Annotated in this window: 20 protein-coding genes and 1 other RNA gene; 15 read left to right on the plus strand and 6 right to left on the minus strand. The window is 74.0% G+C overall.

Annotated elements, in window-relative coordinates:
- Positions 1 to 201 precede the first annotated feature (201 nt).
- Positions 202 to 1,422: a multidrug effflux MFS transporter gene (locus tag Ae505Ps2_RS12700; protein ID WP_075308058.1), complete on the minus strand. Its 1,221-nt coding sequence runs from the start codon at positions 1,420 to 1,422 to the stop codon at positions 202 to 204.
- A 65-nt stretch (positions 1,423 to 1,487) separates the two neighbouring features.
- Between Ae505Ps2_RS12700 and Ae505Ps2_RS12705 the strand changes: the two genes are divergently transcribed.
- Genes Ae505Ps2_RS12705 through ftsX form a run of 3 tightly spaced genes read left to right on the plus strand, consistent with a single transcriptional unit; the run spans position 1,488 to position 3,615 of the window.
- A complete protein-coding gene (locus tag Ae505Ps2_RS12705; protein WP_020625917.1) occupies positions 1,488 to 1,970 on the plus strand; it encodes a MarR family winged helix-turn-helix transcriptional regulator in 483 nt (160 codons plus the stop codon).
- 52 nt (positions 1,971 to 2,022) lie between these two features.
- Entirely contained in the window at positions 2,023 to 2,712 is a 690-nt protein-coding gene (gene ftsE, locus Ae505Ps2_RS12710) for a cell division ATP-binding protein FtsE (protein WP_043280365.1), read from the plus strand.
- The gene (ftsX, locus tag Ae505Ps2_RS12715; RefSeq protein ID WP_075308056.1) at positions 2,713 to 3,615 is read left to right on the plus strand and encodes a permease-like cell division protein FtsX; all 903 of its coding nucleotides are present in this window, start codon (positions 2,713 to 2,715) and stop codon (positions 3,613 to 3,615) included.
- Here the strand turns inward: ftsX and Ae505Ps2_RS12720 are convergent.
- On the minus strand, positions 3,600 to 4,493 hold the full coding sequence (locus Ae505Ps2_RS12720) for an NAD(P)H-binding protein (protein WP_075308054.1): 894 nt from the start codon (positions 4,491 to 4,493) through the stop codon (positions 3,600 to 3,602). The genes ftsX and Ae505Ps2_RS12720 overlap by 16 nt on opposite strands.
- Before the next feature lie 143 nt (positions 4,494 to 4,636).
- Here Ae505Ps2_RS12720 and smpB point away from each other — a divergent pair, with 143 nt between their 5' ends.
- The 6 genes from smpB to Ae505Ps2_RS12750 all read left to right on the plus strand — a co-directional run bounded on the left by smpB (position 4,637) and on the right by Ae505Ps2_RS12750 (position 9,381).
- Positions 4,637 to 5,125 carry an SsrA-binding protein SmpB gene (gene smpB / locus Ae505Ps2_RS12725; protein WP_043280662.1) on the plus strand — a complete coding sequence of 163 codons (489 nt, stop codon included), beginning with the start codon at positions 4,637 to 4,639 and terminating at the stop codon, positions 5,123 to 5,125.
- Between the two features lie 25 nt (positions 5,126 to 5,150).
- Positions 5,151 to 6,074: an amidohydrolase family protein gene (locus Ae505Ps2_RS12730; protein ID WP_075308052.1), complete on the plus strand. Its 924-nt coding sequence runs from the start codon at positions 5,151 to 5,153 to the stop codon at positions 6,072 to 6,074.
- Positions 6,075 to 7,334 carry a saccharopine dehydrogenase NADP-binding domain-containing protein gene (locus tag Ae505Ps2_RS12735; RefSeq protein WP_075308050.1) on the plus strand — a complete coding sequence of 420 codons (1,260 nt, stop codon included), beginning with the start codon at positions 6,075 to 6,077 and terminating at the stop codon, positions 7,332 to 7,334.
- A gap of 117 nt (positions 7,335 to 7,451) precedes the next feature.
- Positions 7,452 to 7,833: a transfer-messenger RNA gene (gene ssrA / locus Ae505Ps2_RS12740) on the plus strand.
- A gap of 124 nt (positions 7,834 to 7,957) precedes the next feature.
- The gene (locus Ae505Ps2_RS12745) at positions 7,958 to 9,184 is read left to right on the plus strand and encodes a cytochrome P450 (RefSeq protein WP_075312298.1); all 1,227 of its coding nucleotides are present in this window, start codon (positions 7,958 to 7,960) and stop codon (positions 9,182 to 9,184) included.
- A 5-nt stretch (positions 9,185 to 9,189) separates the two neighbouring features.
- Positions 9,190 to 9,381, plus strand: coding sequence for a ferredoxin (locus tag Ae505Ps2_RS12750; protein WP_043280175.1), 192 nt, complete (start codon positions 9,190 to 9,192; stop codon positions 9,379 to 9,381).
- A 6-nt stretch (positions 9,382 to 9,387) separates the two neighbouring features.
- On the opposite strand, the gene Ae505Ps2_RS12755 is transcribed toward Ae505Ps2_RS12750, so the two are convergent.
- Positions 9,388 to 10,116, minus strand: a complete 729-nt coding sequence (locus Ae505Ps2_RS12755; RefSeq protein WP_075553643.1) for a VIT1/CCC1 transporter family protein — start codon at positions 10,114 to 10,116, stop codon at positions 9,388 to 9,390.
- Positions 10,117 to 10,181: 65 nt separating this feature from the next.
- Here Ae505Ps2_RS12755 and Ae505Ps2_RS12760 point away from each other — a divergent pair, with 65 nt between their 5' ends.
- Genes Ae505Ps2_RS12760 through Ae505Ps2_RS12770 form a run of 3 tightly spaced genes read left to right on the plus strand, consistent with a single transcriptional unit; the run spans position 10,182 to position 12,956 of the window.
- Positions 10,182 to 11,672, plus strand: coding sequence for a cryptochrome/photolyase family protein (locus tag Ae505Ps2_RS12760; protein WP_075312296.1), 1,491 nt, complete (start codon positions 10,182 to 10,184; stop codon positions 11,670 to 11,672).
- A gap of 28 nt (positions 11,673 to 11,700) precedes the next feature.
- Positions 11,701 to 12,219 carry a MauE/DoxX family redox-associated membrane protein gene (locus tag Ae505Ps2_RS12765; protein ID WP_075308048.1) on the plus strand — a complete coding sequence of 173 codons (519 nt, stop codon included), beginning with the start codon at positions 11,701 to 11,703 and terminating at the stop codon, positions 12,217 to 12,219.
- Positions 12,219 to 12,956: a thioredoxin domain-containing protein gene (locus Ae505Ps2_RS12770; protein WP_075308046.1), complete on the plus strand. Its 738-nt coding sequence runs from the start codon at positions 12,219 to 12,221 to the stop codon at positions 12,954 to 12,956. Before Ae505Ps2_RS12765 ends, Ae505Ps2_RS12770 begins: the two co-directional genes overlap by 1 nt.
- Here the strand turns inward: Ae505Ps2_RS12770 and Ae505Ps2_RS12775 are convergent.
- Positions 12,907 to 13,572, minus strand: a complete 666-nt coding sequence (locus Ae505Ps2_RS12775; protein ID WP_249265259.1) for a hypothetical protein — start codon at positions 13,570 to 13,572, stop codon at positions 12,907 to 12,909. The two genes, Ae505Ps2_RS12770 and Ae505Ps2_RS12775, sit on opposite strands and share 50 nt — an antisense overlap.
- A 67-nt stretch (positions 13,573 to 13,639) precedes the next feature.
- On the opposite strand from Ae505Ps2_RS12775, the gene Ae505Ps2_RS12780 reads away from it, so the two are divergent.
- Positions 13,640 to 15,103 carry a PLP-dependent aminotransferase family protein gene (locus tag Ae505Ps2_RS12780; RefSeq protein ID WP_075333020.1) on the plus strand — a complete coding sequence of 488 codons (1,464 nt, stop codon included), beginning with the start codon at positions 13,640 to 13,642 and terminating at the stop codon, positions 15,101 to 15,103.
- A 6-nt stretch (positions 15,104 to 15,109) separates the two neighbouring features.
- Here Ae505Ps2_RS12780 and Ae505Ps2_RS12785 read toward each other — a convergent pair whose 3' ends face one another.
- Both Ae505Ps2_RS12785 and Ae505Ps2_RS12790 read right to left on the minus strand, forming a co-directional pair.
- The gene (locus Ae505Ps2_RS12785) at positions 15,110 to 16,627 is read right to left on the minus strand and encodes an SLC13 family permease (protein WP_075333021.1); all 1,518 of its coding nucleotides are present in this window, start codon (positions 16,625 to 16,627) and stop codon (positions 15,110 to 15,112) included.
- Entirely contained in the window at positions 16,624 to 17,112 is a 489-nt protein-coding gene (locus Ae505Ps2_RS12790) for a gluconokinase (protein ID WP_075308040.1), read from the minus strand. The genes Ae505Ps2_RS12785 and Ae505Ps2_RS12790 overlap by 4 nt, the downstream gene beginning before the upstream one ends.
- A gap of 214 nt (positions 17,113 to 17,326) precedes the next feature.
- Between Ae505Ps2_RS12790 and Ae505Ps2_RS12795 the strand changes: the two genes are divergently transcribed.
- Positions 17,327 to 18,055: a FadR/GntR family transcriptional regulator gene (locus tag Ae505Ps2_RS12795; RefSeq protein WP_043280180.1), complete on the plus strand. Its 729-nt coding sequence runs from the start codon at positions 17,327 to 17,329 to the stop codon at positions 18,053 to 18,055.
- A 121-nt stretch (positions 18,056 to 18,176) separates the two neighbouring features.
- Entirely contained in the window at positions 18,177 to 19,118 is a 942-nt protein-coding gene (locus Ae505Ps2_RS12800) for a helix-turn-helix domain-containing protein (protein ID WP_233147432.1), read from the plus strand.
- Positions 19,119 to 19,124: the final 6 nt, after the last annotated feature.

Raw genomic sequence — 19,124 nt, forward strand, 5'->3', positions numbered from 1 at the left:
GCGCCGCGCCCCGGGTCGGTCGCGGTGCGCCGAGATGCACCTCAGCGGGCCGCAGAGATCGACAACTCCCGCTGAGCTGCATCTCGGCGCGCGTCCGACGCGCGGCGGGACGGATCGGCGGTGCGGCGGGTCGGTCGGTGCGGCGGGTCGGCTCGGCCGGGCGGCGCGGCGGGGCGGTGCCGCGGGCGAGCCCGGGCGGGCTCAGTCGGCCGCGGTCGCCCCGCGGGTCAGGGCGGCGAGCGACACGGCGGAGAGCGCGGCCGCGGTCAGCATGGTCACGGCCATCGCCGTCGCGCTCGACCCGACCAGCGGCGAGACCAGGGCCCCGAGGCCGAACTGGGTGGCCCCCAGCAGGGCCGAGCCGGCCCCGGCGCGGTCACGGACCTCACCGGTGGCCAGCGCCGCGCTGTTGCCCATCACGAAGCCCAGCGTCGTCAGCGTCGCGAACAGCAGCACCAGCACCGGCCAGCGCGCCGCTCCCAGCAGCGCGACGACCAGCAGGGCCGCGCACAGCACCACCAGTCCGCCGACGGCCGTCACGAGCTGGCGCCGTGGGGCGATCCGCGCGGCGAGCCGGCCGCTGACGACGTTGCCCAGCACCAGGCCGGCCGCGTTCGCCCCGAAGGCGAGGGCGTACTGCGTCGTCGAGAGGCCGAGGGTCTGCTGCAGCACGAACGGCGACCCGGAGATGTAGGCGAACATCATCGAGAACGCCGTGGCGAAGGCCAGCACGTAGCCGACGTAGCGACGGCGGCGCAGGAGCGCGCCGACGTCGGCGAAGGTCCGTCGCACACCGCCGGTGCTGCGGGCCGTGACCGGCAACGTCTCGTGCACCGCGACCAGCGACGACACCAGCATCAGCAGGGCCAGCCCGGCCAGCACCACGAAGATGCCCCGCCAGCCGACGACCCCGCCGAGCGAGCTGCCGATCACCGGTGCCACCACCGGCGCGATCCCGTTGATCGCCATCATCAGTGAGAACAGCTGCGCGGTCCGCGCACCGGTGGTGCGGTCGGAGATCATCGCCCGGCTCAGCACCAGGCCGGCCGCCCCGCCGAAGCCCTGCAGGAACCGGGCGACGACGAGCACCGCGACCGACGGCGCGACCGCGCTCGCCAGGCACGCGACGAACAGCAGCACGGTGCCGGCGACGACCAGGCGTCGCCGCCCCCAGCTGTCCGAGAGCGGGCCGATCACCAGCTGCCCGACGGCCAGCCCCACCAGGAACGCGGTCAGGGTCAGCTGCGACGCCGACGCCGAGGTCCCCAGCTCGGCCGCCACCGTCGGCAGCACCGGCAGGTACATGTCGGTGGCCAGCGGCGCGACGGCCGTCAGCAGCGCGAGGACGCTGATCCACACGCCGTCCGGGACGGTGCGGCCCCGCACCGTCCTCGGCGCGGCCTGCTCGGTACCCACGGTCATGACTGTCCTCTCCTGTGACGATTACCTATGAAGGTATATATGACCTGTCGCGTAGTATCGCGTCTGTGACCGAGGTCAAGGAGCGTGACGACGACTGGGCGGCCATGGTGGACGCCGTGCACGACCTGTCGCGCGTGCTGCGGGCGGCGGGTGAGCACGCGGTCGGGCTGGACGCGATCACCGGGTCCGAGCACGAGGTCCTGCGGTGGGTCGCCGCGCGTCCCGGGCATCCCGTCTCGACGGTGGCGCGCGGGCTCGGCCTGCAGGCCAGCAACGTCAGCACCACCGTCCGATCGCTGGTCGAACGTGACCTCGTGGAGCGCCGGGCCGACCCGGCCGACGGTCGTCGTGCCCTGCTCCACCCCACGGCGCGGGCCGCCCGGCACCGGGAGCTGCTGGTCGCGGCCTGGTCGCGGCAGATCCGGGTTGCCCTCGACGACCTCGACGACGCCGACGCCGTCACGCTGCGGGCGGCGGCCCCGGCCCTGGACCGGCTCGCCGGTGCGCTCGACCCGTCGCGGGCCCCGGTCGTCGCCGGACCGGACTGACGGGCGTGTCGTCACCGCCCGTGCACTCCGGGCGGCGGTACCGTCCCGCTCCGTGATCGAGCTGCGGGACGTCACCAAGCGGTACCCGACGTCCGGGCGTCCGGCGCTGGACCGGGTCTCCGCGACGGTCGGGGCGGGCGAGTTCGTGTTCCTGATCGGACCGTCCGGGTCGGGCAAGTCGACGCTGCTGCGGCTGCTGCTGCGCGAGGACGTCCCCACCTCGGGATCGATCCTCGTCGACGGCCTCGACGTCGCTGGGCTGCCCCGGCGCAAGGTGCCGCGGCTGCGCCAGCGGATCGGCTGCGTTTTCCAGGACTTCCGGCTGCTGCCCAAGCGCACCGTCGCCGGCAACGTGGCGTTCGCGCTCGAGGTGCTGGGGCGCAAGCCGTCGGAGATCCGGATCGCGGTCCCGGAGCTGCTGGAGATGGTGGGGCTGCAGGGCAAGGCCGAGCGGCTGCCGCACGAGCTGTCCGGCGGCGAGCAGCAGCGCGTCGCGATCGCCAGGGCGTCGGTCAACCGGCCCCCGCTGCTGCTGGCCGACGAACCCACCGGCAACCTCGACCCCGAGACCGGGCGGGAGATCATGCAGGTCCTGGAGCGCATCAACCGTGGGGGCACCACGGTGCTGATGGCCACCCACGACTCGTCCATCGTGGACGCGATGCGCCGCAGGGTGATCGAGCTGGCCGACGGCGCCGTGCTGCGCGACGAGGCCCGCGCGGTGTACGGGGCGGGCCGGTAGATGCGCCCCGCCCTGCTCACCCGTGAGGTCTCCTCCGGCCTGCGCCGCAACGTCACGATGACCGTCGCGATGGTGCTGACCACCGCGGTCACCCTGATGTCGGTCGGTGCGGGCCTGCTCGTGCTGCGCACCATCGACGACATCTCCGCGCTCTACACGAACCGGCTCGAGATCCAGGTGGCGCTCACCCCGGACGTCTCGGAGACCGATCCCGACTGCAGCGGGCCGACGTGCGCGTCGCTGCGCAGCGCGCTGGAGGCCGCCCCGGGCGTCGGCGGGGTCACGTTCGAGTCCCAGCAGCAGGCCTACACCCGCTTCCGCGAGCTGTTCGCCGGGCAGTCGGTCGCCGACGTCGCCCGGCCGCAGTCGCTGCCCGCCACCCTGCGGGTCACCCTCACCGACCAGCAGGCGGGCGCCGCGGCCGCCCGGGCCGCCGTCGAGGGCAGGCCCGGGGTGCGCGGGGTGATCGACCAGCGCGACGTCGTCGGGACCCTGTTCGACTTCCTGAACGGGGTGCGCAACGTGGCGTTCGCACTCGCCGTCGTGCAGGCGCTCGCGGCGATCCTGCTGATCTCCAACACGGTCCAGGTGTCGGCGTTCATGCGGCGCACGGAGGTCGGCGTGATGCGCCTGGTCGGGGCGACGCGCTGGACCACACAGCTGCCGTTCCTGGTCGAAGCCGCCATCGCCGGTGCCGTCGGCGGGGCGCTCGCCGGGATCGGTCTGGTCGCGGCCAAGTACGCCGTCGTCGACGACCTGTTCGCCGCGATGGGGCAGGCCGGGGTGATCCCGCCGGTCCGGATCTCCGACGTGCTGGTGGTCTCGGCGCTGCTCGTGCCCACCGGTGCGCTCGTCGCGGGGATCACCGGCTACGTGACGCTGCGGGCCTACGTGAAGGTCTGAGCGCTCGGCCCCGCGGGGGCGAATGCCGCGGCGTGGTCGCGGGCGAACTCCTCCAGGGTGCGGGCCGGGTGGCCGGTGAGGACGGCGACGGCGTCGTCCACCCGGGCCGCCTCGCCGCGCGCGTAGTGGGCGTAGTCCTCGACCAGTCCCGCGGCCTGCCAGGGTGGCAGCACCCCGTCCAGGGCGGCGGCGAACGCCTCCGGGGTGAGGTCGTCGAACGACACCGGGTGTCCGGTCGCCTCGGCCAGGGCCGCCGCGATCTCGGCGTGGGTGACGGCACGCGGTCCGGTCAGGTCGTGCACCACGCCGTCGGATCCGGCGCCGGTGAGCACCGCCGCGGCGGCGTCGGCGATGTCGCGCACGTCGATCGCGCTCACCGCGGCGTCGCCGATCGGGGTGCCGAACCGGCCGGTCGCCGCGACCAGGGGGGCGAAGGCCAGCAGGCCCTGCAGGAACAGGTTCGGCCGCAGCACCACGTGGCCGATGCCCAGGTCGCGGACGTGCTGTTCCACCGCGGCGTGCCAGCGCAGGAACCGCACCGGGGAGTCCGCCCGCGCCGCGAACTGAGACAGCAGTACCAGCCGGTTCACCCCGGCGGTCGCGGCGGCGTCGGCCACCGCGATCTGGGTCGTCGCGGCGTCGGGAGCCGAGGGGGAGTTGAGGAACGCCGCGTCGACCCCGTGCAGCGCCGCGGCGACGGCGCCCGGGTCGCGCAGGTCGCCCCGCACGACCTCGACCCCGACGCCGGCACCGGCACCGGCCAGGCGGTCGGGATCGCGGACCAGCGCCCGCACGGTCACGTCCCGGCCGGCCAGCGCGGTCAGCAGATGCCCGCCGATCCCACCGCTCGCCCCGGTCACCAGCACCGTCGTCGTCATGCCCGCCTCCTGTGATCATTGGTCCGATACGAGAGCAGTGCTCTCGCAGATGAGTCTGCACGCGGCGTCGCCGAAGTGCAAGAGCACTGCTCCGGCGATGCCGCGGTCGGATACCGGTGGCGCACCGCGGGTAGGCTGGTGGTGTGAAGGAACAGGGCCGGAAGGTGATCGCGCAGAACCGTCGGGCCCGGCACGACTACGCGATCCTGGAGGAGTTCGAGGCCGGGGTCGCGCTCAAGGGGACCGAGGTGAAGAGCCTCCGTCTGGGCCGGGCGTCGCTGGTCGACGCCTTCGCCACGATCGACGACGGCGAGGTCTTCCTGCGCAACCTGCACATCCCGGAGTACGTGCGCGGCAGCTGGACCAACCACGAGCCGCGCCGCACCCGCAAGCTGCTGCTGCACCGCGGGGAGATCGACCGGCTGATGGGCAAGACCCGCGAGGGCGGGCTCACCCTGGTGCCGCTGTCGCTGTACTTCAACGACGGCAAGGTCAAGTGCGAGATCGCGCTCGCCAAGGGCAAGAAGGACTACGACAAGCGCCGCGACCTGGCCAAGAAGGACGCCCAGAAGGAGATCGCGCGTGCCGTCGGCCGCGCGGCCAAGGGGCGGGCCCGGGACCTGCGCGGCTGAGCCACGGCCCGCCTAGGGTGGGGCCGTGGATCTTCCCGTCCCGCCGGTCGACGATGCCGACGTGCCTCGCTGGACCGCCGAGCTGGGCCTGCCCGGCCTGGTCGACGTGCACGTGCACTTCCTGCCCCAGCGGATGCTCGACAAGGTCTGGGCCTACTTCGACGCCGCCGAGACCCACTACGGCACCCCGTGGCCGGTGCACTACCGGCTGCCCGAGGATGAGCGCTATGCCGTCCTGGAGCGGCTCGGCGTGCTCGCGTTCGCCCCGCTGACCTACCCGCACAAGCCGGGCATGGGGGAGTGGCTCACCGGCTGGGCGGGCGAGTTCGCCGACAGCCACCCGCGTGCGGTGCGCACGGCCACCCTCTACCCGGAGCCCTCGGTCGTGGACTACCTCGGCCGTGCCGTCTCCGACGGGGCGCGGCTGGTCAAGGTGCACGTCCAGGTCGGCGGGTTCGACCCGCGGGACCCCCTGCTGCGCGACGCCTGGGGGCTGCTCGCCGACGCGGGTGTCCCCGCGGTCGTGCACTGCGGCGACGGGCCGATCCCCGGCGAGTACACCGGGCTGCAGATCTTCGCCGAGGTGCTCGAGGCCCACCCGGACCTGCGGATCGTGCTCGCCCACGCGGGCATGCCGGACTTCCGGGGCGCGCTGGAGCTGCTCGACCGGTTCCCGAACCTGGTGCTCGACACGACGATGGTCGGCACCGCGTTCTCCCAGCGGCTCTCCCCGCTGCCGTCGGACTGGCCGGCGCGCCTGGCCGAGTACCCGGGCCGGATCGTGCTCGGCACCGACTTCCCCAACATCCCCTACGCCTACGCCGAACAGCTCGCCGCGATCGCCGACTGGGCCGCCGCCGAACCCCGCCTCGGCGCGCCGTTCCTGCGCTCGGTCCTGCACGACGCCCCGGCCGCGCTGCTGGGCGTCGACGACACGAGGAGTTCCTAGATGGTCAGCCCACAGCACGACCCGACCGGAGGAGCCGCCCCGGGTGAACCGGTCGACATCGCCCTCTACGGCGCGACCGGTTTCGTCGGCGGCCTCATCGCCCGCCACCTCGCCGAGCACGCCCCGCCCGGGGTGCGCATCGCGCTGGCCGGGCGTTCGGAGGCCAAGCTCGCCGCGACCCGGGCGTCGCTGCCCGGGTCGGCCCGGGACTGGCCGCTGATCGTCGCCGACGCCGCCGACCCGGCCGCGACCGACCGGCTCGCCGCGGGCGCGCGCGTGGTGCTGAGCACGGTCGGCCCGTACGCGAAGTACGGCCTGGGGCTGGTCGGGTCGTGCGCGAAGGCCGGTACCCACTACGCCGACCTCACCGGTGAGGGGCTGTTCGTCCGCGAGGCGATCGACCGCTTCCACGAGACCGCCCGCGCGAGCGGTGCGCGGATCGTGCACTCCTGCGGCTACGACTCCGTCCCCTCCGATCTGGGGGTGTGGCTCGCGCACCGGGCCGCGCAGGCCGACGGCGCCGGCGGGCTCACCGAGGTCCGCACGGTCGCGACGATGCGCGGCGGGGTCTCCGGCGGCACGGTGGACTCGCTGCGCGGGCAGCTGGACACCGTCCGCACCGATCGCGACGCCCGGCGTCTGGCCGCCCGTCCGCACTCGCTGAGCCCCGACCCCGCGGCCGAGCCGACGCCGTCGCAGCCCGCGGACGCGGGGCCGCCGGCCCGGCTCCCGGACGGCACCTGGACCGCGCCGTTCGTGATGGCGTCGTACAACACCCGGATCGTGCGCCGCTCGAACGCGCTGCTCGACCACGCCTACGGCCGCGGCCTGCGCTACGGCGAGCTGCAGGGCTGCGGGCGCGGGGTGTCCGGCGCGGTCGCAGCGGCGGTGGTCACCGCCGGGCTCGGCGCGCTGGTCGGCGCGTTCATGGTCCGGCCGATCCGCCCGCTGCTGGACCGGGTGCTGCCCGCGCCGGGCACCGGGCCGTCGGAGCGGACCCGCGAGCGCGGCTGGTTCCGGATGGACGTCCGCGCCGAGACCGAGTCCGGGCGTCGCTACCGGGTGCGGGTGTCCGGCCCCGGGGACCCCGGCTACGCGGCCACCGCGGTGATGTTCGCCGAGGCGGGCCTCGCCCTGGCCCTGGGCGGGTCCGCGCTGCCCGACCGCGCGGGCTGCCTCACCCCGGCCACCGCGCTGGGCGACGTGCTGGTCGACCGGCTGCGCGCCGCGGGGCACACCTACGAGGTCGCGGCCGGGTGACACGCCACCCACCGGCAACCGGAATGTCCGGGCGGGCGCGGGGCGTTATGCTGTGCGTCCGTCCGGGTACGTCCGGGCGGAGTGCAGATGGACCGCGGGTCCCGCGGGACCCGACCAGGGGGTGAACGGTTTCGACTCCGATCGTTGATCGAGGTGAAGCGTGCCGAGGAAGGCGACGATGATCTCGTTAACCATGCGTCGCAAAAAAATAAGTGCCGACAACAGTCGCACTGCCCAGAGCGCTTACGCGCTCGCTGCCTGATCACCAGGTAGGGGCTGTCGGGCCGGAGGCGTCCCCGCTCCGGGTCCCGACATCATTCAGGGGACTCACCCTGCGGTTCGGCCGCGGAACCGCAGGGGACATCCAACAGCGGCTGGGATCGTCACACCGGCTTGTTCGCGTGACCGGTGGATCCGAGTAGAGACACAGCGGACTGCGCACGGAGAAGCCCTCGTGAACCGACGGAGGACCCGGGTTCGATTCCCGGCACCTCCACCGCCCAGCGGCCCCGTCCCGACCCCGGGACGGGGCCGTTCCCGTCTCCCGGGAGGGTCGCTCCCCGGGAAGGATCGTTGCGCGGCGAAACTGTGCATTGCTAACATCTCTGGTGGGAGTGATGCCGATGACCGCCGTGACCCAACCCGTGCCCACCTACCCGATGGCGCGTGAGTGTCCCTTCGACCCGCCCGCCGAACTCGCCCGCATCCGTGAGGACGAGTGCCCCGCCGGGGGGTCGGGCGTCGCCCGCGTCCGGATCTGGGACGGCAGCACGCCGTGGCTCGTCACCCGCTACGACGACGTCCGCACCGCGCTCGCCGACGAGCGGCTGTCCGCCGACGCCGACCGCGAGGGCTACCCGGCCACGTCGCGGTCGCGACACGTGCGGTCCCAGGGGCGCCGCCGCAGCTTCATCATGATGGACGGTCCCGAGCACGCCCGGCACCGGCGGATGCTCATCGGCGAGTTCACCGTGCGCCGCATCGAGCGCCTCCGGCCGCTGATCGAGCAGACCGTCACCGAGCTGCTGGACGCCATGGAGGCCGGGGAGAACCCGACCGACCTGGTGCAGGCGTTCGCGCTGCCGCTGCCGTCGCTGGTGATCTGCCACCTGCTCGGGGTGCCCTACGTCGACCACGCGTTCTTCGAGGCCCAGAGCCGGATCATGGTCGACCTCACCTCCAGCGCGGAGGCCTCGGCCGCGGCGTCGGACGCGCTGCAGGACTATCTGGCCGGACTCGTCCGGGCCCGGCTGGCCGAGCCGCGCGACGACGTGCTCGGCGGCATGGCCGCCCGGGTCGCGGCCGGGGACCTCACCGTCGACGAGGCGAGCGCCTCGGCGCTGCTGCTGCTCGTCGCCGGGCACGAGACGACGGCGAACATGATCGCCCTCGGCACGCTGACCCTGCTGCTCCACCCCGACCAGCTCGCCGCCGTCCGCGACGGCGACGCCACGCAGGTCCGCGGCGCGGTCGAGGAGCTGCTGCGGGTCCTCACCGTCACCCACATCGGCCGTCGCCGGGTCGCGACCGAGGACCTGGAGATCGGCGGCGTCACGATCCGGGCGGGGGAGGGCGTGGTGCTCGCCGCCGAGGCGGCCAACCGCGACCCGAGGCAGTGGCCGCACCCCGACGAGGTCGACGTGTCCCGCGGGACGAACCGGCACGTCGCGTTCGGGTTCGGGGTGCACCAGTGCCTCGGGCAGCCGCTGGCCCGCCTCGAGCTGCAGATCGCCTATCCGGCGCTGCTGCGGCGCTTCCCGGGGCTGCGTGTCACCGTGCCGGACTCGGAGATCGCGTTCCGCGACGACATGGCCGTCTACGGCGTGCACGCGCTGCCGGTGGCATTCTGATGTCCATGCGCGTGATCGTGGACAAGGAACTGTGCATCGGGGCCGGCCAGTGCGTGGTGACCGCGCCCGACGTCTTCGACCAGGACGACGACGGAATCGTCGATCTGCTGACCGACTCGCCCGCCGAGGGCGACCGGGACGCGGTGAAGGAGGCCGAGCACGTGTGCCCGGCCCGCGTGATCAGCGTCGAGGACTGAGCCCGCTCAGGCGGCGCTGACCCCGATGAGCATCCCGACCAGGTAGGTCGCACCGGCCGCGATCGCGCCGAACGCCAGCTGGCGCAGCGCCGCCGCCCACCACGACCGGGAGGTGAACCGCGAGGTCAGCGCCCCCGCGACGAGCAGGCCGAGCCCGCCGACGGCGAGACCGAGCGCCAGTGAGCCGTAGCCGAGCAGGAACGTCAGCAGCGGGATCAGGCCACCGACCGCGAACGCGGCGAACGACGACGTCGCCGCCACCCACGGCGAGGGCTTGTCGTCCAGGCTGACGCCCAGCTCCTGGCTGACGTGCATCCGCAGCGCCAGCTCAGGGTCGCGGTGCAGCTCGCGCGCGACGGCGTCCGCCGTCTGCCCGGTCAGTCCCATCTCGCGGAACCGGGCGGCCAGCTCGTGCTCCTCGGCGCGCGGGTGCAGCACGAGCTCGCGGCGTTCGACGGCGGCCTCGGCGTCGAGCGCGTCGTTCTGGGTGCCGACCGAGGCGAACTCGCCCAGGGCCATCGAGAACGCCCCCGCGACGACGCCCGCCAGTCCGGTCAGCACGATCAGGTCGCGGTCCGCCCCGCCCCCGCCGACGCCCGCGATCAGCGCGATGGTGGTGACCAGGCCGTCCATCGCGCCGAACGTCGCGGCGCGCAGCCAGCCGCCCGAGACGTCCCGATGGGAGTGGTCGTGGCTGTGGTCGGCGAGTTCCGCCTCCAGCTCCGGATCGTTCACGCCCGCAACGATAGGACGGATGCGGTCGCCGCGCGGCGGTGCGCGACCGGCCCGACACTGGGTCGATGTCGTCCGATGACACGGCTCCGCTCTGGCTGTTCGCCGACCAGCTCGGTCCGCACGTGTGGGACACCGAGGAGTTCGCCGACCGCGAGATCGTGATCGTCGAGTCCGCGCGGGCGCTGGGCAGGCGTCGCCACCACCGCCAGAAGCTGCACCTGGTCCTGTCCGGGATGCGCCACCTCGCCGAGCAGCTCGGCGACCGGGCCACCCACCTGCGCACCGACACCTACCGCGAGGCACTGGAACGCGTCGGCCGCCCGGTGGTGGTGCACCAGCCGACGTCGTTCCCCGCCTCGGACATGGTCCGCCGCTTCGTGCGGGAGGGGCTGGTCACCGAGGTCCGGCCCACCCCCACCTTCGCGCTGGGGAAGGACGAGTTCGACGCCTGGGCCGGTGACCGCGAGACCTTCCGGATGGAGGACTTCTACCGCGCCCAGCGCGAGCGGTTCTCCGTGCTGATGGACGGGGAGGAGCCCGTCGGCGGGACGTGGAACTACGACCACGACAACCGCGAGTCCCCGCCGAAGGGCGCCCGGACACTCGACGTCGAGCCGCCCTGGGAGCCTCGCGAGGACGACGTCGACGCACGCGTGCGGGCCGACCTCGACGCGGCCGGGTACCCCACCGTCGGCCGGGACGGACCGCGCCGCTTCGCCGTCACCCACGAGGAGGCGACCGCGGCCCTGCGGCACTTCGTCCGGCACCGTCTGGACACCTTCGGCCCGTACGAGGACGCGGTGCTGGAGCAGGACTGGGCGATGGCGCACTCGTTGCTGTCGGTGCCGATGAACCTGGGTGCGCTGCACCCGCTGGAGGCGGTGCACGCCGCCGAGCAGGCCTACCGCGACGGGGACGCCCGGCTGTCCAGCGTCGAGGGGTTCGTCCGTCAGATCCTCGGCTGGCGGGAGTACGTCTGGCAGCTGTACTGGCGTTTCGGGCGCGGCTACACGCGTCGCAACCACCTGCGGGCCCGCACGCCGCTGCCGGACTGGTGGACCGACCTCGACGCCGACGCCGTCACCGCGAACTGCCTGTCGCACGCACTGGGCGGGGTCCGCGACCGCGGCTGGACCCATCACATCCCGCGCCTGATGATCCTCGGCAACCACGCCCTGCAGCGCGGCTACCGGCCCGCGGAGCTCAACGACTGGTTCGCGACGGCGTTCGTCGATGGGTTCGCCTGGGTGATGCCCGCCAACGTGATCGGGATGAGCCAGCACGCCGACGGCGGACGGATGGCCACCAAGCCCTACGCCTCCGGCGGCGCCTACATCAACCGGATGACCGACCTGTGCTCCGGCTGCGCCTTCGACCCGACGGTGCGGGTGGGGGAGAAGGCCTGCCCGTTCACCGCGGGCTACTGGCAGTTCGTGCACCGCCACGAGGAGACGATGGCGGGCAACAACCGCACCGTCCGTGCCGTCGCCACGATGAAGCGGCTGACTGACCTCGACGCGCTGCTCGAGCAGGAGTCCGCCCGCGAGGAGTTCTGACCCGGCGGGATCGCTAGGCTCCTCCGTCGTGACCGCAGCCCGCCCGCTCGACGTGCTGGGCACCGTGCTGCGGCTGGGACTCGCCGCGGTCTGGCTGGTGTCGGGAGCGGTGAAGCTGAGCGAGCCGTTCACCACGGCCGTCGCCGTCGCCGCCTACCGGGTGCTGCCGGACGCTCTCGTCGTGCCGGTGGCGACCCTGCTGCCGCCGCTGGAGATCGCGCTCGGCATGCTGCTGCTCGCGGGCCTCGCCACCCGGCTCGCCGCGGTGGTGGGCACCGTGCTGCTGCTCGCGTTCGTCGCGGGGCTGGTGCAGGCGTGGGCCCGCGGGCTGGCGATCGACTGCGGCTGCTTCGGCGGCGGCGGGCCGGTCGACCCCGACGACACGAGCTACGGCCCGTCCCTGCTGCGCGACCTCGCCTTCACAGCGGCCGCGGTGTTCCTGGCGGTGCGCCCGCGGACGCTGTTCTCCCTCGACGGGCGCGGGGACCGGGCCGGGACACACGACCACGACCGGCGGGCGCCGGCGGACGCGACGGAGGAGCACTGATGGGACAGAGTGAGCGCGAGCGCCGGGAGGCCGCGCAGGCCCGGCTGCAGGCGGCCGGGATCAGCCCGCCGCGGACCTCGGGCGGGCTCGGTCGCAACCTCGGGATCGGCGCCCTGGTGCTGGTCATCGCCCTGGCCACCGGCGTCTACGTGCTGTACCAGAACTACCAGCAGGCGACCGTCGCGACCTACCCCGTGACCCGCGACGGCGTCGTCGTGAAGGCCGGGAACCAGGCCGCCCCGGTGACCGTGGACCTCTACGAGGACTATCTCTGCCCCGCCTGCAAGCAGCTGGAGAGCGGCGTCGGGAACCAGCTCACCACCGCGGTGAACGAGGGCAAGGCGAAGATCAACTATCACCACATCGTCATCCTCGACGAGCGCTCGACCCCGCCCGGCTACTCCACCCGCGCCGGCAACGCCGCACTGTGCGCCGCCGACGCCGGGATCTTTCCCGCCTACCACTCCCGCCTCTACACCGACCAGCCCGCCGAGGGCAGTGCCGGGAAGTCGGTGCAGGAGCTGATCGCGCTCGGCACGGAGCTGGGCGCCAAGGGCGACTTCGCCGGCTGCGTCACCCGCCAGGCCAACAGCCAGGCGATCGCCGACGCGACCAGGGCCGCCGTCGCCGACCCGGCGGTGGCGCCCGGTGGCCGGTTCGGCACCCCGACCGTGATGGTCGACGGGGTCAAGATGGATCTGAGCAACGGGAACTGGCTGTCGAAGGTGACGGGCTGACCGCACCCACGCTCACACGCGGCAGGAACCACTGCACCAGCGGCCCGACGGCGAGCGCGTAGACCACCGTCACCGGGCCGAAGACACCGCCGAGCGACCACCCGACCAGCACGACCGTCACCTCGATCGCGGTCCGCACCAGCCGTACCGACAGGCCGGTGCGGGCCGCGAGCCCGGTCATCAGCCCGTCCCGCGGGCCCGGTCCCAGCCCGACCCCGATGTAGGCGGCCGTCGCCACCGCGTTCAGCACGATCCCGGCGACGGCGAACCCCACCCGCAGCCACAGCGCCTCCGGGGCGGGCAGCACCGCGAGCGCCAGGTCCACCGTGACCCCGATGACGACGACGTTGGTCACCGTGCCAATCCCCGGCCGTTCCCGCAGCGGGATCCACAGCAGCAGCACCCCGACCGCGACGACGACGGTCACCGCGCCCACCGACAGCGTCGTACGGCCGGCGCCGCCCTGGTGGAACACGTCCCAGGGGGTCGACCCGAGGGTCGCGCGCATCGTCAGCGCCATCGAGACCCCGTAGGCGACGAGGCCGGCCACGAGCTGGGTGAGTCGCCGGGTGCGCCGCGGCATCCGCAGCGACCAGCGGGAGTTGTCGATCGTCACGAGATGGCATGCTGCTTCCACCGGTGGCCTGTCGTCACCGTGCCACTCGAGCGAAAGTGGATCGGGAATGACGCAGGGGATCGGGGCGGAGCGCCTCGCCGCGCTGTGCGGCGACGTCCACGGCGGGCGCGGCCCGGCGTACCGGGTGCTGGCCGATGCGGTGCGGGTGCTGACCGGCGACGGCCGGCTGCCCTCGGGCACCCGGCTGCCGGCGGAGCGGCCGCTGGCCGAGGCACTGGGCGTCAGCCGGGTGACGGTCGCCCGTGCCTACCGCGAGCTGCGCGACGACGGCTGGGCCGAGGCCCGGCACGGGGCGGGCACCTGGGTGCGGCTCCCGGACCGGACCGGTGGCGTCGACGGGGTGTGGGCACCCGGGCCGGTGGACCGTGGCGCGATCGACCTCGCCCACGCCGCCCCCGCCGCGCCCGCGGTACTGCCCGACCTGGTCGCCCGCGCCGTCGAGCGGGGTGCCGCGGAGCTGGCCGGACACGGCTACGGGCCGGACGGCCTGCCTGCGCTGCGGGCCGCGATCGCCGACCGGTTCACGACCCGGGGGCTCCCGACCGGGCCGGAGCAGGTCGTCGTGACGGGCGGGGCGCTGCAGGCGATCGGGATCGTCCTCGCCGAGCTGGCCGGGCCGGGGGACCGGGTGCTCGTCGAGCATCCCACCTACCCGTCGGCGCTCGACGTCGTCGCCGACGCGGGAGCGGTCGCCGTCCCGGTGGCGGTGGACGGCGCCGGCGCGACGCCCCAGACGGTGCTGCCTCGGGCCGCCCGGCAGACCGCGGCGCGGGCCGCGTACCTGATGGCGGACTTCCAGAACCCCACCGGCCGTCTGCTCGACGACGACGCCCGCGCCCGGCTGGTGCAGCGCCTCGCCCGTCAGGGCACGGTCGCCCTGGTCGACGAGACCTTCGCCGAGCTGGACCTGCGCGGGGGCGCCACGGGGCCGCTGCCGTGTGCCGCGCACGCCGCCGGACCCGACGACGTCGTCACCGTCGGCGGACTCAGCAAGATCGCCTGGGGCGGGCTGCGGATCGGGTGGGTCCGGGCCGGCCGCGAGCGCGCGGCCCGGCTGCGACGACGACTGGCCAGGGCCCAGCTGGCGCTGCCGGTGCTGGAGCAGCTGGTCGCCGTCGAGGTGCTGGAACGGCTCGACGTGCTGCGGGCCGAACGGGTCGGGGTGCTGCGCACCGGGCGCGACCTGCTGGCCGCCGAGCTCGCCGCGACCCTGCCGGACTGGCGTTTCACCGTCCCCGACGGTGGGCTCGCGCTGTGGTGTGACCTCGGTGCCCACGTCTCGACGGCGCTGACCGCGGCGGCCCCGCGGCACGGTCTGGTGCTGGCGCCCGGCCCACGGTTCGGGGCCGGGCACGCGTTCACCGACCGGCTGCGGGTGCCGTTCACCCACCCCGGACCGGTGCTGACCGAGGCGGTGCGCCGGCTCGCCCGCACTGTCGCCGACGTCGACGGACCCGGGTCCCGGGCGACCGCCGCCGACCCGGCGACCCGGGCCGGCGTCGTCGTCTGAGCGGGGTCAGATCACCAGGTCGATGAGCAGCACCAGGACCAGGCCGGAGACCGAGATGACGGTCTCCATGATCGACCAGGTCTTGATGTTCTGGCCGACGGTGAGCCCGAAGTACTCCTTGACCAGCCAGAACCCGGCGTCGTTGACGTGGGAGAAGAACAGCGAGCCCGCGCCGATCGCCAGCACCAGCAGTGAGGTCTGGGTCGGGTCGAGCGTCGGCAGCAGCGGCACGAGGATCCCCGCGGCGGTCACCGTCGCGACGGTCGCCGACCCGGTCGCGAGCCGGATCGCCACCGCGACCAGCCAGCCCAGCAGCAGTGCGGAGATGCCGGCGCCGGTGGCCCAGCCCGCGATCATCGCGCCGATCCCGGTGTCGACCAGGGTCTGCTTGAACCCGCCGCCCGCGGCGACGATCAGCACGATCCCGGCGATCGCGGGGAGCGACCTCTCCAGCGAGCCCATGATCCCGGCGCGGTTCATCCCCGAGCCGGTGCCGAGGGTGACCATCGCGACCAGCACCGACAGCAGCAGCGCGACCAGCGGCGTGCCGACGAAGTCCAGCGCGGCGCGCACCGGGTTGCCCTCGGGTGCGGCGATGTCGCCGACGGCCTTGCCCATCATGAGCACGACCGGCAGCAGCACCGTGAACAGGGTGGCGGCGAACCCGGGGCGCCGGGTGGGACCGCCGTCCGGCACGTCGCGGCCGGCACCGGAATCGGCACCGGCGTCGGAATCGGCACCGGACCCGGGACCGGCGTCGGCACCCGCGCCGGTCCCGGCCGATCCGGCGGACGCGGCGGACGCGGTGGTGCTCCCGGCCGCGACCGGGGACTCGAACAACGCGGGCGGGGAGACGTCGACCCAGCGGGCCGCCAGCGTCGCGAACAGCGGCCCGGCCAGCACGACGACCGGGATCGACACGAGCACGCCGAGGACCAGGGTGATGCCCAGGTCGGCGTCGAGGATGCCGATCGCGGCGAGCGGGCCGGGGTGCGGCGGGACGAGACCGTGCATCGCCGACAGCCCGGCCAGTGCCGGGATGCCGACGGCGATCAGCGAGACCTGGGCCCGGCGCGCGACCAGGAAGATCACCGGCATCAGGATGACCAGACCGATCTCGAAGAACATCGGCAGGCCGATCAGTGCCCCGACGGCGGCCATCGACCACGGCAGGGTCCGCGGGCCGGAGCGGGAGACGATCGTGTCGACCAGCCGGTCGGCACCGCCGGAGTCGGCGAGCAGCTTGCCGAACATCGCGCCCAGCGCGATCAGCGTGCCGACGCTCGCGGCGGTCGAGCCGAACCCGTCGGAGAAGGCCGCCACGGCGTCGCCCATCGACATGCCCGCCACCGCCGCGACCAGCAGCGAGCCGATGGTCAGGGCCAGGAACGGGTGCAGCGAGAACTGCGTGATCAGCAGGACCAGCGCGACGATCCCCACCAGCGCGGCGGTCACCAGGCGGCCGGCGGACGCGACCGGCTGGGCCTGCTCCGCGGCCAGGACGAGTGCGGGGTGCAGCGTCATCGCGGGGCCACCTCCGACCCGGTGGCGGCGACGGCGCCCGCGACGATCTCGTCGACCGGCCTCCGGATGTCCAGGGTCGTCCCGGCCTCGTCGGCGGCCAGCGGCTCCAGGGTGGCCAGCTGGGAGTCGAGCAGCGCGGTCGGCATGAAGTGCCCGGAACGTCCGCCCATGCGCTCGGCGAGCACCGCCGCGTCGCCGGAGAGGTGCACGAACACCGTCGACGGCGCGTGGGCGCGGAGCCGGTCGCGGTAGGTGCGGCGCAGCGCCGAGCAGGCGACGACGAGCCCGGTGCCGGTGTGCTCGGCCAACCGGGCGCCGACGGCGTCGAGCCAGGGCTCGCGGTCGGCGTCGGTGAGCGGTATCCCCCGGGTCATCTTCGCGACGTTGGCGGCCGGGTGCAGACCGTCGGCGTCGGTGAACGGGACACCGAGTGCGTCGGCGAGGGCGGCACCGACGGTGGACTTCCCGGAGCCGGACACCCCCATCACGACGACGAGGGGGCGGGGTGGTGGCTGGTGTGTCGCCGGCTGTTGCGTCACTGCATCGGCTCCTCACGGTGTGGCGGCATCGGCACGCGGACCGGGAGTACCCGGGCCGTTGTGGGTCCAGAGTCGGTCAAAAGTATTACTTTTTCAATACCGGATCGGTTCAGATATGCCTTTTCCGGTGCCCGGCATCGTGAGGTGGCACGATTCGACCGTGAGCGGCGCGACGGAGGGCACGGGACTGCACGCGGACGTCCTGGACCGGCTCGGGACCGCGATCGCCGCAGGCACGATCGGCCCCGGCGAGGTCCTGCGGGCCGAGGAACTGGGCGACCGCTACGGGGTGTCGCGGACCGTCGTCCGGGAGGCCGTGCGGGTGCTGGAGTCGATGGGCCTGGTGCGCAGCAGGCGCCGGGTCGGCACCACCGTCTCCCCGCGCGGGCAGTGGAACGTGCACGACCCGAGGGTGATCCGCTGGCGGCTCGACGGCCCGGGTCGCGACGAGCAGCTGCGGTCGCTGTCCGAGCTGCGCTGCGGCGTCGAACCGCTGGCCGCCGAGCTGGCGGCCGACCGGGCCACCCCGGAGCAGTGCGGGGTACTGGTCGGCGCGGTGATGGACATGACCGCGCACGGCCGCGCCGGGGACCTGTTCGCCTACCTGGAGGCCGACCAGCTCTTCCACCGGACCCTGCTCGCGGCCTCGGGCAACGAGATGGTCGCGGCGCTGGGCGACGTCGTCGCCGAGGTGCTCGCGGGGCGGACCCGGCACCACCTGATGCCCAGTCGTCCGGAACCGGAGGCGATCCGGCTGCACCGCGACGTCGCCGACGCCGTCCGGGCGGGTGACGCCCCTGCCGCCGGAGCGGCCATGCGGGAGATCCTCCGTGAGGCGGATGCGGCGATGCGGGCCGGCGTGACGCGCGCGCCCGATCAACGATTGTGATGATGGTGCGGATTCGGGCGTATCGATCGGTCGCCCGCGATCGACCTGGGGAGTGGACGCGGCGAGATGTCGCGGGACGGTGACGAACGATTGAGATGATCTTGTAATGGCCGTACGTCGGGTGACGGAAGAGCTCCAGCGACTGGGCTTGTCGGGCTACGAGGCCAAGGCCTACGTGGCGCTGGTCAGCGCGGGCGAGGCGGTCAACGGGTACGAGGTGGCGAAGCGGTCCGGGGTGCCGCGCAGCACCGTCTACGAGACGCTGGGCAAGCTCGTCGGCCGCGGCGCGGCCTTCGAGGTCCGGGCCGCCGACGGCACCGGCTACGTCCCGCTGCCGCCCGCGACGCTGCTGGAGCGGATGCGCCGCGACTTCGACCGCACACTGGGCATCCTGCAGAACGAGATCCCGCGGCTGACCGCGCCGCCGCAGGTACGGCTGGTGCACTCGCTGACCGAGCGCCGGATGCTGCTCGAACGGGCCGAGGACGTCGCCGCCGCGGCCCGCTCCGAGCTGTACGTGCTCGGCTGGCCGGAGGACGTCGAGACCCTCAAGCCCACGGTCCGCCGGGCCGAGGAGCACGGCGTCGACGTCGCCACGGTCGTCTTCGGCGTCGACGACGACCCGGTCGGCTGGCACATCGAGCACCGCTACTCGGCCCCGTCGGCGGTCGAGGACAACCTCGGCCGGCGGATGCTCGTCGTCGTCGCGGACCGGGACCAGGCGGTGATCGGGGGCCTCACCGCCGACCGCACCTGGGGCCTCTACACCGACGACCCGGCCGCGGTGCTGCTCGCGCACCTCTACGTGCGCCACGACATCGCGATGCACCGCGTCGCCGACCGGTTCGCCGAGCACGGGTTCGACGAGTTCTGGGCCGACGACCCCGCCCTGCGACGGCTGCGCGAGCCCGTCGGCGAGCCGGTCCGGGCCGCCGACGGCGCACCGCGCTCGGTCGGCCCGGAGACCGACACCGTCGGCGGCCTCGGTGACGTCGGCGGCGTCGACGATCTCGGCGACGCCGCCGACCCCGACGGGGACGACGGCCGGAGCCGGGCCGGCTGAGCACGG

The organism is Pseudonocardia sp. Ae505_Ps2, from assembly GCF_001932425.1.
In the GTDB taxonomy this organism is placed as follows: domain Bacteria; phylum Actinomycetota; class Actinomycetes; order Mycobacteriales; family Pseudonocardiaceae; genus Pseudonocardia.

Excerpts from the sequence above, each read along its gene's own strand:
- Ae505Ps2_RS12700 (WP_075308058.1), bottom strand. The coding sequence starts at position 1,422 with ATGACCGTGGGTACCGAGCAGGCCGCGCCGAGGACGGTGCGGGGCCGC.
- ftsX (WP_075308056.1), top strand. The coding sequence starts at position 2,713 with ATGCGCCCCGCCCTGCTCACCCGTGAGGTCTCCTCCGGCCTGCGCCGC.
- Ae505Ps2_RS12720 (WP_075308054.1), bottom strand. The coding sequence starts at position 4,493 with ATGACGACGACGGTGCTGGTGACCGGGGCGAGCGGTGGGATCGGCGGG.
- Ae505Ps2_RS12735 (WP_075308050.1), top strand. The coding sequence starts at position 6,075 with ATGGTCAGCCCACAGCACGACCCGACCGGAGGAGCCGCCCCGGGTGAA.
- Ae505Ps2_RS12745 (WP_075312298.1), top strand. The coding sequence starts at position 7,958 with ATGACCGCCGTGACCCAACCCGTGCCCACCTACCCGATGGCGCGTGAG.
- Ae505Ps2_RS12750 (WP_043280175.1), top strand. The coding sequence starts at position 9,190 with ATGCGCGTGATCGTGGACAAGGAACTGTGCATCGGGGCCGGCCAGTGC.
- Ae505Ps2_RS12760 (WP_075312296.1), top strand. The coding sequence starts at position 10,182 with ATGTCGTCCGATGACACGGCTCCGCTCTGGCTGTTCGCCGACCAGCTC.
- Ae505Ps2_RS12770 (WP_075308046.1), top strand. The coding sequence starts at position 12,219 with ATGGGACAGAGTGAGCGCGAGCGCCGGGAGGCCGCGCAGGCCCGGCTG.
- Ae505Ps2_RS12780 (WP_075333020.1), top strand. The coding sequence starts at position 13,640 with ATGACGCAGGGGATCGGGGCGGAGCGCCTCGCCGCGCTGTGCGGCGAC.
- Ae505Ps2_RS12785 (WP_075333021.1), bottom strand. The coding sequence starts at position 16,627 with ATGACGCTGCACCCCGCACTCGTCCTGGCCGCGGAGCAGGCCCAGCCG.
- Ae505Ps2_RS12790 (WP_075308040.1), bottom strand. The coding sequence starts at position 17,112 with ATGGGGGTGTCCGGCTCCGGGAAGTCCACCGTCGGTGCCGCCCTCGCC.